Here is a 13,089-nt window from a genome sequence, read left to right as displayed (position 1 = left end):
TGTTGAAAAGGCGAAACGGCGGCAGCCGGATTTCCCCGGCTACCGCCCTGAATAAATTTTGCTCTATTCGCACCTTAAATGGTGTTTACACGGAATTTGGGATTGACCCCACTTGTCTATAACAAGAACCATAAAAATAATACAAAATACTTTTCGGTTGGCCTCGAATATATACTGGTTTATTTTAAAAGTGCTGCGACTATCTACAAAATGGTCATTGTCCCTCAGGCAACAAAAGAGGGTGTCGATTAGGTAAAGGAAGAATTTCAGTGTCTGTGTACTTTGTATAACGATGATTGTTTAAAAGCAAATGAGGGCCTAAAGGCTTTGTATGCTTCATGGCCCGCAGATAATCCTCGTAAGTCATTGGCCCGTTTTACACGAGTTGACGAAAACGGGCCATACCGAGATGACGGAATACGACCCTGAAGAAATTATTATTGATCGGGACAGTTTTAACTATGAGACCGCCATGGCAAGTGCTTACTATATTCTGCGGGGCCATGGAACTGAATTGAAAGTGGGGGAAAGATTTATGGAACATGTTGTAACTATTTCTACTATCGTGATTCTGGGTTTAATTGTGTTAGCTCTATCCATCTATTATATGTTAATGCAACGGCAAAGAAAGATAATTGTAGCAGAGAACTTTGGTAATTGTTCTCCTATTATTGTTAGTAGATATCTAATTTGGTACTCTTCCTTCTCTTTATGGACAATTATTCAATATTTTTTATTATTAGTCCCGCTATATACATCCGTAGCCACCATTTACTTTTCAGCGGATGTGATTATTAACAACGCACCTAATAGTAGCACAATTTTGTTAACAGTCTATGCCGTTATCTCTGCACTATTCCCAGCTATAAATTCAAAAATTAAATCTAAGGTACGTGCGGACGGTTTTTATATGGGTGCAACGCAATTAGAGCAAGGGCTCGTAAAATTTAGTAGGGGTTTTATTAGAGAAGAAGAATTGATAGAAATTTATGTAGAAGCCGAGAAATATACAAACCCTCTAGTTGGTAAGGGCTCAGGCGCAGATTCAGACTGAGGAGAACTTAAGTAAAATGAAATTAAAATCTTAGGATCTCCAAACCCTGAAAGTTAACGCCGTGGTGAATTTGTTTACCGTCCAGGAGAAAACAAAAATCACTTTCTATTGTGGGGGATTAGCGACAGATTTTCTTTCTCCTTGAAATAGGACACGCCCCCCTACATCGACCGTGAAATGTTTACAGCCAATATGTACACCGTCCAGAAGCGGAACAACCTGCCTCTGACCCCAACAGCGGAGGACTGCCAGTTTTGCATCGAAATAGAAGGCGTCACCGGCAAAACTATGTGAGATGTGTGGTGTTGGTCCTACACTTGTCCCATAGCTCATGGCAAGGATTGGCGATGTGCGTCGCTTCCACCACCAGTCTGGTTTTTCCATTTCTATGAACTAAGAAATCGGCGCAAAACTGTTGACACTACCAAATCGGTCAAACTATTACTTGACTTTGTTAGGTCTTCCTCGTTTAGCTGCCCCCACTTATTGACAAGGCGGTAGCCGGATTTCCCGACTACCGCCCTAAGTAAATTTTGCTCTATCTACACCCCAAATGGAGTTTACACAGAATTTGGATGTACGATCCATTTCTACCGTAATGTTTTCTCCATGACGCCTCGTTCTAAATGTAGTTAAAATCAAAAATTTTCGTCTACACTCGTCGCCTCCCATGGCCTATGCTCAGTTATAAAAATACAAAATACATGAATATGTTCTTAAATAGTCCCATGAGAATGTGTCAACTGGCCTCATTCATCTTAGCAGGAGCAAACCAGCGTACAAAATTGTAACACTCTTGGCACCTATTTTGATAGAGAGAATGCCGCCATCACTTTTCCGCAAATTTTCTTAGGAGACTAAAATCTACTAATTTTAACAAACATTGTATTCTCTTAGTATATATGTGCATGTACCATGCAAATGATTCATTACCGATCTTGGATCATCGACCAATAGTCTTAATGGATTTTCTTTATCTATGATTGGAATGCCTTCTTGAAGTCGCGCAACATTCTCTTTTATAAATCGGTCTTCTGAAACTTCTGTACCTTTTTCTTTTGATGCCATAGATAACATTGCTCGATATTCATTTTCAGTTACTTCAGTAGTAAAGCCTCGACAATGAAATAACATTAGTCTGTCTTCGTTTTCGCTTGTGAGACGAGAATAGACACCGGATGAAGATAATACTTCATACGCCTTTTTTTTATTATTTGATGTATAAATTACCTCCCCATCTGGCACTGTTTCAAATTCTTGATAGTGAGAAAGTCTTTTGTGTGCTGCAACAATATAATCGGCTACATATCCCTGGAGATCACTTTCATCAAATGTATCAATCTGAGTCCAAAATGCTCGATCGGTAAATCTTAGATATTCGTCGTTTTGAGTATGCCTTTCTATATGGCGAACAAGCGTATTGGAGGTCGGATATGTAGACTTGTCCAATTTTATCAGTTCCGCCGACAACATTTCTGCCATTTTATCAAAAATGGCTACATGTCGGTTAAAAATTACTTGCGTATATGCAAAATATTTGCTTATTAAATATTGATCTACAACAGAAATACCTTTGGGCCGAATGCCTACTATATCTATTCCATTATATTGTTTAACTACTAGATTTCGTAATAATAACCCTAATTCAAATCCGCCATAGCTTGTTCCTGAAAATGTTGCATCGCGCATGACATAATCAATGCCATCGGCATCCAATTCAGAGTGTATTAATTGAACCATTGCTGAAATTGCAGGATTCCTATCTACACATCCGACAATTATATCCTGAATATCATGTATATCAATAAAGGGACAACATTCTTCAATAATTCTCTTTATATCCGGGTCATTTTCAATCACAAGTGTGCCTATTGTCTCATGATGCATTGGCTTAGAATACCGACTTTTCATATAATCTATAGGCTGGCTCTGATCGCTATTTAATTTATCTATCTCCTTTTTTACTCTTTCGTTATGATCTAAAAGTTTATCGTCATTTTCAAACAAGTTGTGCAGATAGACATATTCAGTAACATGAGACAAGGGATAGTGGCCTATATCATGTAGAAGCCCTGCCAATCTCAGTATCTGTCTTTGCCCATCTGTAAAGACAGCACGATAGTTCTCATCCTTTAGATTAGATGCCATTAAATCAACAATATGCATTACTCCAAGCGAGTGCATATATCTAGTATGCTCGGCTCCTGGAAAAACCCAATTTGTTAGGCTTAGTTGCTTTAGGCTTTGCATTCGCTTAAAAATGGGCAATTCAATTATCTTTTGCTCAACTTGAGTTAGATCAATAAAGCCATGGACAGGATCAAGAATCCTGTCCACAAACTCAATTTTATATTTATTTTGAAGCTTATCTCTCTTTTCTTTCGTAAACTCCATATACTATACGCCCACCCTAATTGTGTTAACAATTTCTAATGCTCTATAATTAGCTTCTTCATCTAATAAATGTGGTTTCCTTTTCATTAACTCTTTAACAACATCATCTTTTCCAAAGCGAAAGACATTTTTCAAATAATGCAAAGAAGCAATACACTCCATCCAAGCAACACAACTATACTTTCCATTTTGTTCAAGAATATCTCTTAATCTACCGAAACATTCCTCTGCAAACTTACTAAAAGTAAATTCTTGTGTGCATCTATCATCAAGTTGGCTAGCTTCACAATCTAGTCCAAGAGAGTAAGGTCCATACGAATCCCAGACAAAACTATAATCGCCTATATCTACTCCCATATTTTCCAAGAGATAGACTGCCTTTTGTAGTTTTTTTCTGTCATCAAAATTACCATAGGCGAAATCTTCGTCGTATACTTTTCCATAGATAGCTTTCAATAAATAATTCATAAGAAAACCCCTTACTCCATTATTCTAACCTGTTGATGGGGTGATAGCACAATTCATAGCAGCAATTTTATGGCCCCTATGAATTAGTTTAACCATTATATCAAATTGCCCAATGATTTACAAGTATTTTTTAATCTTTTATATGTAGATATTACAACAATAAATACAAAACCAAAATTGTCCATAGAATAATTGGAAGTACTATCATAGTTGTGGGATTGTAAGCATCAAACCTAACAATGTATTGATGTCCCAGCTCTGAAATAATGATATGCCCTCTTCTATTATAAGAGGCAGTAATGTGACTCTTTTCTCTCAGAGGGGGCTTTATTATGCCAAGCAAGCAGAAACTAAGTGCAAAGAAAACATTAAGATTACACGTGATTACCTCAAAGGAAGAACCAGCAGTGAAGAAAGTGACTGATCGACAAGTGGCCTTGCGTAGTTTACAATTAGTTGTTTGATACAGAATTATAGCCCAATGGAGCAGAAGAATTCCTGCCGCATAAAAAAATGTGTACAGATCTGTGTAAAAGAACCCGTCCGTGAAATACTATTTGTTAAATACAGGACTTCTAGGTATTTGACAAAAATAAATACAGGCTTTAGAAATTAACCGTCAAATCTCCCGGCATAAAGCAGCCACCATCACACAAGCATTGTGATGGTGGCCCTTATTTCCACCATACTTTGGAAATTCTGCATTTCTGCGGCGTGTTTACAGAAAGAAAAGATTCTGCCCAAGCTTCATGCGTCTAGCTCATACCAAGTACGTTACTCATAAGTCCATTCAATCAAATAGCAGTAGGGAATCAAGCTATTCCTTTGCAATTTCGATTAGACTGTAGATTATAGTGCTGGACAGGGCGCCAACTGGAAAGTTGGCAAAGAGCCAGTTCTCGCAGCCATGACAAAGGGCTAGATGCTGCGCTCAGCACCGTTGTTGCTCGCTCCAGTTTCCCATCCTTTAGATAGCGCATTAGATGGGGCCACTGCTCCCACAGAGAGTGCATTGCCTTACCCTATTGGATCTTGGACAATATCCAATGTTACAGCTTCTCCCGTGGTGAACGGCAGCGAAGGAAGTGCCATAGTCAATGAACCCTATAATGGGCTTGCAGATTGACTAGCGAATTTACAATTCATTCCCTCCATGTAGGCGGCGGCTGGCAACAGCCGTCGTTTATAGGACAGAAAGGAGACTGATAAACTGAAAAAAATTGCCGCAATGTTGTGCTTGCTTATTTGTTTCGTCACAATGGCATCGTGTAGTTCTTCAAAAGATAATGTTTTGCATTTAGGAGTAGATGCGGTAATCATTGAAATTGATGACACAACTAAAACCATAACTGTAAAAGACAGCGATCAAAAAGGATTTTTGGGACAAGAGTGTCTTATTGACTGTTCGGAAATTCCAATGATTTTCTGCAATTATGAAACGCATGAATTAAAAGACATATCCTTTGATGATTTGCAGGTGGGTGATGAAATCATTTTATCTATTCAGAGTTCAGAAATAGAGAATTTTCAAAAGGATAGTGATACGGCAAAAATAAAGGTTGAACAGTTACAATTAGGTACGCAAAGAATTGAATAAACTGCAATATGACATTTTAGATAGGATCATCTATTTGCTCACAGTAAACGGCTGCCCTTTTCTTTACCCATAAGCAGAAAGGAGCGCCCACATGACGAAACCAAGAGAAAAAACCTGCGAGGAAGTAACTGCCAAAATTCAGATAATAAGACCTCCGACGAACTTCGTCGGAGGTCTTATGGTTCCAGATTATCTTCTTGAAAAAGCGGCGATGCAAAAAAGGTATCTATCCCAATCCCCATTCCTTGACACATTTCGTGAATGATCCGCAGCTTAACCGAATCATACGAGCAGTTGATGACATTTCCAATCGTAGACTTGGGAACACCGCTTTTCATATACAGTTGATACTGTGTCATATTTCTTTCATCCAGTAGTTCCAAAAGGCGTTTGCTCACCGCCTCGTTTAGTTTCATTCAATACGCCGCCCCTGTAACTGTACTATATTTAGTATATGGGCAGTTCTGTTAAAATTAGTCCCTGTACCTGTACTAATGAAAATATTTGCGGTATGATGGTAATAGGGGTGCCATCGTATGAATGTAACATTTTGTGGCCATTCGCAAATCACAAAAGAAGATAAGATTGCGAGTTGGCTTCGCTCAGTAACACAAAGTCTAATTGAGCAAGGAGCAACAACTTTTTTTCTCGGAGGATATGGAGAGTTTGATAGTTTAGCAGCATCCATTTTGCGGGAACAAAAGAAAAAGTATCCACAGATTGAGTTGGTTCTTGTCTTGGCTTATCTCAACACCGGGAGGAACACTTCCGGCTATGACAGCACTGTGTATCCACCGCTGGAAACTGTGCCACGCCGTTTTGCGATTTCTCATAGAAACCGCTGGATGGTAGAAGCCAGCGATGTGGTATCCTGTCCCCTTCCAGCCTGGCCCCGGAATACCGGACGGCGGATTGTCAGCTGGGATACGCCATTGACGGCTTTGGCTGTGCGCCGAAATCCCGTGGGCAGGCCGTCTTTGTGGAAGAGCTGTACTCCGGTGAAGTCAGCCGCTGGGATCGCAGTGATATTCTGGGATTGGCTGATCTGAACAAGCTGCCTGACTGGGCCAAAGGAAAAATTCAGGCACGGGAGCAGGCACGGAACCAGCCGAAAAAGAACAAAGGAGGGCAGGAACGATGAGCCGGGAACCGGTCAATATTGCAGGCGTTTGTGCCTTTCCCAATGAAAACGGTGGGCGAAATATCCGCTTTATCGACACCAGCTACAAAACCCTGTTCCATGTGCCGGATCATGGCGCTGTCACACTGACCCGTACAGACGGCACACAGCAAACGCTGGCCTGTCACTACATCGACGACACCCACGCTTATATCGGCAGCCGGGCATATCACATCATGGAGTTTGCCGAAATGGTCCGGCGCAACGGCTATACCTGTCAGCCGGAGCAGACTCCCCATCAGAAACAACCCAAGCAGAAACACCGCCACAAACTGGAGCGATAGGAGGTTGTATGGCAAGTAAATTACAGTTGGTTGCAGAATTTGGCCGTCAAAAGGCCGTTGAACTGTCCTCTGTGCACGGCAGCTGGCAGCAGTTTTTGAAAACTGCCTCCAGGATTTATAAATATCCCTTTCGGGATCAACTGCTGATTCATGCGCAGCGGCCAGACGCCACAGCCTGCGCATCCATGGATATCTGGAATCGACGCATGGGGCGGTGGATCAATCGCGGAGCCAATGGTATTGCCCTGATTGACAATCACAGCCCCACACCCAAAGTCAGATATGTTTTCGATATCTCGGATACGCACCCTGCTTCCGGAGCAGAGCAGATTGCGATTCCTGGCTTCTGGCTCATGTCCCCTGTCCATGAAGCGGCTGTGCTGGAACATCTCAGCAACCGCTATGGCCCACCATCCTACAGTGCAGCCCCCTTTGTGGAGCAGATACAAGAGATTTGCGCCAGTGTAGTTGATGCAACACTGCAAGGTTATCTTGAAAAAATACATCAGGTTAGAGAAGTTGATACCTTGCCCCAGAGGATACCTTAGTTCCCCAACGTTCCATCCGTCCTGTCTGAATTGCTCAAACATAAATTGGCTGCCTTGATATGACATAAATGCAAATTTTTCTTCCACTCGTTCGTATTCTATCGCAAAGCCCAACTGCTGGTAGAATTTTTTAGTCTCCTCAATATCAAAAACCGTGAGTTCCGGTATCAGTTGATTGAAGTCCATGAATATCCCCTCGCTCTGATTTGTATACCGTGGCTACTCAATTTTAATCCATGAATAGGAGGTTGTAAATTCCCTATAAAATGGCAGTGTCCCTCTTTTCGCACTACCGCCCACTGTAGGCGTAATATAATTTGAAATTGATTGTAAAAAATCAAAATATTTCATTTTATTCGTTGTATTTCAAATTTGTTTGCGTTATACTAAAACAGTATATTGAAGGGGTGATTTCCATGCTAATTGAGTTTCGCTTTCAAAACTATCGGTCATTTCGAGATGAGGCAACGCTTTCCATGGAGGCAACCGGACTGAGTTCCTTTAAGAAAAGCCTGATTCCGCTGTCTTCCACCACAAAGTTGCTTCCCGCTGCCGCCATCTTCGGAAAAAACGGCGGCGGCAAAAGCAATGTGATTCGTGCCTTTTGGCTGGCGGTACAATTTATCCGCAATGCACAGAGAACCCAGCATGAGCGTGCCGCCATTCCGGTCAACCCCTTTGCGCTCAATGACTATTCCATGGAGGACCCAACGGAATTTCATTTTGTGTATACTGTCAACGGCATCAAATATTGGTACGGCTTTTCCGCCACAAGAGACCATGTGATTGCAGAATATCTCTATCACGCGCCAAAGGGTCAAAAAGCCTTGATTTTCTCCAGAGTCCAGCAACAGTTCACATTTACGGAAGAGAAAACAAAGCGAAGCATGATTGGAGAAATGGTTGCGGAAAATCAGCTGTTCTTTTCTGTAGCCTGCACCATGAATGATGGAGCCTGCGTCTCTGCTATGCGCTGGTTCAGAGACCATATTTTTTTTTCAAGGGATTATCCCGATATCCCGCGGCAGCTGCTGGCCTACTCTGAAGATAACAATATGCTGAAGGCCATCTCCGACTATGCCAAAGCAGCAGATCTGGGCATTCAGGATATGCATTTCGAGTTTGACAGCAAGGAACTTGTAGATGATACTTCCCTGCCGGACACGCTGCCAGACAATTTACGAACCGCCCTGGTGCAGTTTATGCACGATCTGAGAGAAACAACAATCAGTGGAGATGTAAGGCTGAAAATGGGAGAAGTCTCTGCCAAAGCCAAACATCCTGGTGTCAATCTGGATGGTCAAGCGGCAAGCTATATGCTGGAGCTCGACGAGGAATCTGACGGTACCAGAAAGCTGATGACACTGGCTCCGGCCATCGAATCCGCTTTGCACACGGGCGGTATTTTGCTGGTGGATGAATTGGAACGGGAGCTGCATCCTATGCTCGTAAACTTCATCCTTGCAAAATTCCAGAGCAGAGCTTCCAATCCCAATGGCGCACAGATTATCTTTACGACCCACAATACCGATCTTATGAATCTGGAATTACTTCGGAAAGATCAGTTGTATTTTGTGGATAAGTCCAATCACGATGGCGTATCAGAATTGTACAGCATCAGTGAGTTTTCCACACGGACAACCGACAACATCCGCAAAGGCTATCTTGTGGGAAAGTATGGTGCAACCCCGGATATTGAGATCGAGGAGGTGGAGTAAATGCCTCGTCGGTTAAAGTCCGAGAAGCCCTATATTGTTGTATTCTGTGAAGGCGAAAGTGAGCAGGCGTATACTGATTTTTTACGGAAGGAATTTCAGGATGTTGCCGCCATCAAGCGCCCCGGTTCCACCGGCCTTTTTGAGGAAGCAGACAGCAAATTCAAAAAGGATAAGCGCTACCGGGATTATGCAGAGGTCACCGATGAAATCTGGTTTTTCTTTGATGTAGAGACCAAGGATATTGCCGAATGGGAAAACCGCATGAAAATCGTCAAGCGGCTTCGTTCTCTGCGTAAAAAGCCCAATATCAAAGTTCGGCTGCTGATGACCACAGGCTGCATTGAATATTGGTTGATGCTGCACTATGAAATGTTTGTACCGTCCGTACAGACTGTTGAGGAAAAAAGGCGCATTATGGCCAAATTGCTCACCAAGGTGCCGGATTATGAAAAAGGCAATCTGAACGCCACCTTCAAGATTGCGCAGAACTATCCAACCGCAGTCAGGAATGCCAAAAAGACCGTTTCCAATTTGCTGCAGGACGGGTTGCCTGGGCTGGAAGACACTGATGAACGCAATCGCTGGCTTTGCCAAAAATGCCTGACATTTTCCACTGTATACGAAGCCATCGATTTTTTAACTGCATTAAAATAACACATTGAACAACGTGTCGTGAAAGAAGTTTCACGGCACGTTTTCTTTCTCACTCAAAACCGGGTATTACACCCTAAAAGTTTGTGCCGCCCACAACGGGCAGCACAGAACCAGCATATAACGATTCAAATGCATCAAGTCTCAGTCATCATCGTTCTCATCAAAAGAGTATTGATTCAGCTGCTCAAAGTCCAGGAACTCCGCTACGGTCATATTAAATGCCAATGCCACCTTGTGTAAGGTTTTAATCCTTGGATTTTTGGTCACCCCTCGGACAATGTTATCCAAAGTTGATTGCTTTACGTTACTCATCGTCGCCAATTTATTAACAGCAATCCCACGCTCTTTGCAAAGCCTGCGAATTCGTTGGGCATACAGTTCGTAATACTCCATGGGTTCACCTCGTCCCTATCATTACCCTTTTTCGGGTTACTATGATGATAGCAACGAAAATTGTATGAATTACCCGTATACGGGTTGACTCAAGAAATATTTATACCTTACAATTTATATTACCCGTATAAGGGTAATTGATTGGAGGTAGTCTTATGTCAATCTGCACATTTTTTGGTCACCGTCAGTGTCCGGCCACGCTGGAAGTGGAACTTCGGTCTGTGCTGCGGGATTTGATTGAATGTCATGGAGTAGATACCTTTTATGTCGGCAATCAAGGTGCTTTTGATGGCATGGCCCTTGCTGTTCTGCGTGAGTTAGCTCATCTGTACCCTCAAATTACCTATACCGTCGTATTGGCCTAAGATATGTCATGCAAATCCCTGTTTACAGGTTAAATATAAGGAGTTTGTCCAATGAATACATTCCAGGAGAAGTGCAATGCAGCAATCAGCATTTGCAAGCAATTGTTAAGCACACCAAAGGTGTTCTTTTGTGAGATGAAGCCGTCCTCCATCCCGGAGGTTCCGGGTGTCTACGCCATTTTTAACCAAAACACAGGTGTATGCCTGTATGTCGGCAGGACAAAGAATTTACGGCAACGATTATACAATAACCATCTTATGGGGCCTACATCCAATGCCAGATTAAAAAAATATCTTATTGATGACCCTGGCGAAGAACAAATTGTAGATTTGCCATCCGCAAAACAGTATTTAAGAGAAGAATGTTATGTGCAATATCTTCCGGTAGAAGATATGCTCACGCGCGGGCAAATTGAAGGGATGCTTGGCTTCTTCCTGGATGTTCACTATCTATACGAAGAACACTGACGCGGAACATCATTAGAAACCATAACCGGAATACAAACCGAAAAGGATAAAATATTTCATCCAAATCTGGAAGCCGCTTTCTGGTTTCCAGATTTTTTATGTAAAAACACAACGAAATCGAGGTGATTTCACTTGGACAACAACTGGATTGTAGAAAATCTGCAAAACGCCTTTACCACCTGGAATGACCGGCTGGAAGAACTCTGGGGGCTGGTGACCCAGTCGCCCCAGACATTCAAGGGCGGCGCTGTCTGGGACACCATTGTGGCCATCAACGGCGGGATGCAGGCCGTGGGTTATGGCCTGCTGGTACTGTTCTTTGCCATTGCCATTTTCAGAAGCGCCTCCAGCTTCCGGGATTTCCAACGGCCCGAGTATATGCTCCGCCACCTCATTCATTTTGTCATGGCCAAGCTGTGCATTTCCTATGGTCTGGACTGGATGATGCAGATTTTCGCCGTCTGCAACGGCATTGTAGCCACCGCCGCAGGCAGCATCGGCGGCATTGATGGGGCCAGCGTAGCCATGCCTGCGGAAATCATCGAAGCCATTGAAGAAGTCGATTTTCTAAATAGTATCCCATTGTGGCTGATTATCATGTGACCTTTGAACCTATGTTTGATGATGTTGGCGTGGTGGACCTTACCGGAATTGAGTGGATCGTCATTGGGACTGAGACCGGACATAGGAAGGGCAAAGCCGTATCGAAACCGGAATGGGTGTGGAACCTGACACATCAGGCCCATGTGCTTGGCATCCCTGTATTCATGAAAGAAGATCTACTTCCTATCATGGGTGAGGCACAAATGATACAGGAATTCCCCCCGGCCTTTTACCGAGTATTGGAGGAACAGCAAACATGGCGGAAGTGAAAGATAGCAGCATTCTGATTCAGGATGTAGAAACCAAAAATATTATGACAAAATCCACCCTGCCGGTGGGCGGCTATTCCGTCAATCCTTATGTGGGCTGTACCCATGGCTGCAAATACTGCTACGCCTCGTTTATGAAACGATTTACCGGGCACACCGAACCATGGGGCACATTCCTGGATGTGAAACACTGGCCAGCAATCAAAAATCCGCAAAAGTATAAAGGGCAGCGCGTAGTCATTGGTTCTGTGACCGATGGCTATCTGCCCCAGGAGGCTCAGTTTCAGAACACCCGAAAGCTTCTTGAGCAGCTCCGGGGCAGCGAGGCGGAAATTCTCATCTGCACCAAGTCAGACTTAGTAATCCGTGACATTGACCTTCTGAAAGAACTGGGAAAGGTCACGGTTTCCTGGTCGATCAATACATTGGACGAAGGCTTTAAAAATGATATGGACGATGCCGTCAGCATTAAGCGACGACTGGATGCCATGAAGCAGATCTATGATGCGGGTGAGCCCTTCCCGGAAAAACGGACACGAAAAAAGAAGAAAAAACGGAATGAATCATGGTTATTCTCGTGGATGCTCGTTCATGCTGCCTGAACCGCCAGAAGGTTTTTCTCAAACTGCACGGGAGACACCCAGCCCAAGGCAGAATGTGGCCGGACAGAGTTATAGAAAGCCTCCAGATATGCGAACACATCGGCTTGTGCACTGGCCCGCGTTGGGTACTGCTTCAGATGAATCAGCTCACACTTGAGGCAGCTGAAGAAATTTTCTGCCACCGCGTTATCATATGGATCGCCTTTACGGGACATACTTTGCCGGATTCCACAGGAGGCCAACCGTTCCCGAAAGGCATTGGCAGCATACTGAACGCCCCGGTCACTGTGAAAGATCAGGCCTGTTGACGGCTTGCAGCGACGCACTGCCATTTCCAGAGCCGCCAGAGTCAGTGAAGTATCGATACGGCTGGAAAAGGCATAACCTACAATTTTACGGGTACACAGGTCCTTTACAATGGCAAGATAGAGCCAGCCCTCACCGGTGGGAATGTAGGTAATATCGCCCACCCAGGCTTGATTTGGGCGTTCA

At 43.4% G+C, this 13,089-nt stretch carries 16 protein-coding genes and 2 pseudogenes; 12 read left to right on the top strand and 6 right to left on the bottom strand.

Annotated elements, in window-relative coordinates:
- The first annotated feature begins 409 nt into the window (after positions 1-409).
- A complete protein-coding gene (locus ACTQ33_RS16555) occupies positions 410-1,054 on the top strand; it encodes a hypothetical protein (RefSeq protein WP_441465601.1) in 645 nt (214 codons plus the stop codon).
- Between the two features lie 873 nt (positions 1,055-1,927).
- On the opposite strand, the gene ACTQ33_RS16550 is transcribed toward ACTQ33_RS16555, so the two are convergent.
- Together ACTQ33_RS16550 and ACTQ33_RS16545 are read right to left on the bottom strand one after the other, a co-directional pair.
- Positions 1,928-3,448, bottom strand: coding sequence for an HD domain-containing protein (locus ACTQ33_RS16550; RefSeq protein WP_441465600.1), 1,521 nt, complete (start codon positions 3,446-3,448; stop codon positions 1,928-1,930).
- 3 nt (positions 3,449-3,451) lie between these two features.
- Positions 3,452-3,916: a hypothetical protein gene (locus ACTQ33_RS16545; protein ID WP_441465599.1), complete on the bottom strand. Its 465-nt coding sequence runs from the start codon at positions 3,914-3,916 to the stop codon at positions 3,452-3,454.
- Positions 3,917-4,248: 332 nt separating this feature from the next.
- On the opposite strand from ACTQ33_RS16545, the gene ACTQ33_RS16540 reads away from it, so the two are divergent.
- Both ACTQ33_RS16540 and ACTQ33_RS16535 read left to right on the top strand, forming a co-directional pair.
- On the top strand, positions 4,249-4,380 hold the full coding sequence (locus tag ACTQ33_RS16540; protein WP_441465598.1) for a hypothetical protein: 132 nt from the start codon (positions 4,249-4,251) through the stop codon (positions 4,378-4,380).
- A gap of 827 nt (positions 4,381-5,207) precedes the next feature.
- A complete protein-coding gene (locus ACTQ33_RS16535) occupies positions 5,208-5,513 on the top strand; it encodes a hypothetical protein (RefSeq protein ID WP_441465597.1) in 306 nt (101 codons plus the stop codon).
- Positions 5,514-5,689: 176 nt separating this feature from the next.
- Here the strand turns inward: ACTQ33_RS16535 and ACTQ33_RS16530 are convergent, their stop codons facing one another.
- On the bottom strand, positions 5,690-5,929 hold the full coding sequence (locus ACTQ33_RS16530) for a helix-turn-helix domain-containing protein (protein WP_008394573.1): 240 nt from the start codon (positions 5,927-5,929) through the stop codon (positions 5,690-5,692).
- A 120-nt stretch (positions 5,930-6,049) separates the two neighbouring features.
- Here ACTQ33_RS16530 and ACTQ33_RS16525 point away from each other — a divergent pair, with 120 nt between their 5' ends.
- Positions 6,050-6,562 (top strand): hypothetical protein, encoded by a 513-nt coding sequence (locus ACTQ33_RS16525; protein ID WP_441465596.1) that lies wholly within the window; start codon positions 6,050-6,052, stop codon positions 6,560-6,562.
- An 88-nt stretch (positions 6,563-6,650) separates the two neighbouring features.
- Positions 6,651-6,977: a hypothetical protein gene (locus ACTQ33_RS16520; protein ID WP_441465595.1), complete on the top strand. Its 327-nt coding sequence runs from the start codon at positions 6,651-6,653 to the stop codon at positions 6,975-6,977.
- 20 nt (positions 6,978-6,997) lie between these two features.
- On the opposite strand, the gene ACTQ33_RS16515 is transcribed toward ACTQ33_RS16520, so the two are convergent.
- Entirely contained in the window at positions 6,998-7,711 is a 714-nt protein-coding gene (locus ACTQ33_RS16515; protein WP_441465594.1) for a hypothetical protein, read from the bottom strand.
- 131 nt (positions 7,712-7,842) lie between these two features.
- On the opposite strand from ACTQ33_RS16515, the gene ACTQ33_RS16510 reads away from it, so the two are divergent.
- Together ACTQ33_RS16510 and ACTQ33_RS16505 are read left to right on the top strand one after the other, a co-directional pair.
- Positions 7,843-9,243 (top strand): AAA family ATPase, encoded by a 1,401-nt coding sequence (locus tag ACTQ33_RS16510; protein WP_441465593.1) that lies wholly within the window; start codon positions 7,843-7,845, stop codon positions 9,241-9,243.
- On the top strand, positions 9,244-9,897 hold the full coding sequence (locus ACTQ33_RS16505) for an RloB domain-containing protein (RefSeq protein WP_441465592.1): 654 nt from the start codon (positions 9,244-9,246) through the stop codon (positions 9,895-9,897).
- Between the two features lie 141 nt (positions 9,898-10,038).
- Here ACTQ33_RS16505 and ACTQ33_RS16500 read toward each other — a convergent pair whose 3' ends face one another.
- Entirely contained in the window at positions 10,039-10,290 is a 252-nt protein-coding gene (locus ACTQ33_RS16500) for a helix-turn-helix domain-containing protein (protein ID WP_441465591.1), read from the bottom strand.
- A gap of 155 nt (positions 10,291-10,445) precedes the next feature.
- Here ACTQ33_RS16500 and ACTQ33_RS16495 point away from each other — a divergent pair, with 155 nt between their 5' ends.
- The 5 genes and pseudogenes from ACTQ33_RS16495 to ACTQ33_RS16475 form a co-directional block, all read left to right on the top strand.
- Positions 10,446-10,655: a hypothetical protein gene (locus ACTQ33_RS16495; RefSeq protein WP_441465590.1), complete on the top strand. Its 210-nt coding sequence runs from the start codon at positions 10,446-10,448 to the stop codon at positions 10,653-10,655.
- A gap of 51 nt (positions 10,656-10,706) precedes the next feature.
- Positions 10,707-11,123, top strand: coding sequence for a GIY-YIG nuclease family protein (locus ACTQ33_RS16490; RefSeq protein WP_441465589.1), 417 nt, complete (start codon positions 10,707-10,709; stop codon positions 11,121-11,123).
- 132 nt (positions 11,124-11,255) lie between these two features.
- Positions 11,256-11,726 carry a hypothetical protein gene (locus tag ACTQ33_RS16485; protein ID WP_441465588.1) on the top strand — a complete coding sequence of 157 codons (471 nt, stop codon included), beginning with the start codon at positions 11,256-11,258 and terminating at the stop codon, positions 11,724-11,726.
- Positions 11,717-11,995 (top strand): annotated as a pseudogene (locus tag ACTQ33_RS16480) (DUF5131 family protein); the annotation flags it as partial. The gene ACTQ33_RS16485 and the pseudogene ACTQ33_RS16480, both read left to right, overlap by 10 nt.
- A pseudogene (locus ACTQ33_RS16475) lies at positions 11,983-12,507 on the top strand (radical SAM protein); the annotation flags it as partial. The pseudogenes ACTQ33_RS16480 and ACTQ33_RS16475, both read left to right, overlap by 13 nt.
- Positions 12,508-12,584: 77 nt before the next feature.
- On the opposite strand, the gene ACTQ33_RS16470 reads toward ACTQ33_RS16475, so the two are convergent.
- A partial coding sequence (locus ACTQ33_RS16470; protein WP_441465587.1) for an IS3 family transposase occupies positions 12,585-13,089 on the bottom strand: 505 nt, incomplete at its 5' end.

Origin of the sequence: Candidatus Avoscillospira sp. LCP25S3_F1 (genome assembly GCF_052117125.1) — a bacterium.
In the GTDB taxonomy this organism is placed as follows: Bacteria; Bacillota; Clostridia; order Oscillospirales; family Oscillospiraceae; genus Avoscillospira_A.
This window is presented reverse-complemented; position numbering and strand designations above follow the sequence as displayed.